1 protein-coding gene is annotated in these 917 nt (G+C 79.6%); it reads right to left on the minus strand.

Annotated features, from left to right (window positions below; all coding sequences use genetic code 11):
• A partial coding sequence (locus FA014_RS19590) for a GTPase family protein (protein WP_195969403.1) occupies positions 1-883 on the minus strand: 883 nt, incomplete at its 3' end.
• Positions 884-917: the final 34 nt, after the last annotated feature.

Consider the following 917-nt stretch of genomic DNA (forward strand, 5'->3'; position numbering starts at 1 on the left):
CGACCACGACCGGCACGCCCGCCGCCTCGGCCAGCGCGTCCGCGAGCGCCGGCAGCCCCGCGTCGTCCCGGCCCCGGCGCCGCCCCGACGCCGCGCCGCAGGCGTCGAGCACCCGACGCGCGGCGACCTCGACGTCGGCCGTCATCCGGGCGACGGCCACCCGGCGGCGCTCGGCGGCGTCGTCCAGCAGGTCACGCAGCGCGGGCACGCCCTGCCCGGTGCGCGCGGAGACGGCCAGCGTCCGCACGCCGGGCAGGCCGTCGTCGGCCGCCAGCCGCCGGAGGTCGGCCAGCACGGCGTCGACCTCCTGCGGCGCGAGCCTGTCCGCCTGGTTGAGCACCAGCACGACGACGTCCGCGTGCCGGGCGAGCGGGCGCAGGTAGCGCTCGTGCAGCGCCGCGTCGGCGTACTTCTGCGGGTCGACGACCCAGACCAGCAGGTCGACCCGTTCGATCAGGTGCTCCGCGCGCAGCCGGTGGGCCTCGACCACCGAGTCGTGGTCCGGCAGGTCGAGCAGCACCAGCCGCGACCCCGCCGCACCGGGCCCGCCCGGCAGCCCGTGCCGGCGGCGCACCCCGAGCCAGTCGAGCAGCGGCTCCGCACCCGCGCCCCGGACCGCCGCGAGCGCCTCGCCGGTGGTCGGCCGCTGCACGCCGGGGACCGCGATCTCCGCGCCCACCAGCGCGTTCATCAGCGACGACTTGCCCGATCCCGTGGCCCCGGCGAGCGCGACGACGGTGTGCTCGGCTGACAGCGCCGCGCGCTCGCCGACCCGCGCCAGCACCGCCCGGCCGTCGGCGACGGTCGCGGCGGGCAGCCGACCCTCCCCCGCGTCGAGCGCCGCGGTGAGCGCGGCGACGCGGTCGTGCAGCGGGACGCTCATCCGCGGTCCTCCAGGCCGAGCACCCGGCGCCAGA

Origin of the sequence: Cellulomonas hominis, from assembly GCF_005239125.1 — a bacterium.
Taxonomy (GTDB): Bacteria; Actinomycetota; Actinomycetes; order Actinomycetales; family Cellulomonadaceae; genus Cellulomonas; species Cellulomonas hominis_A.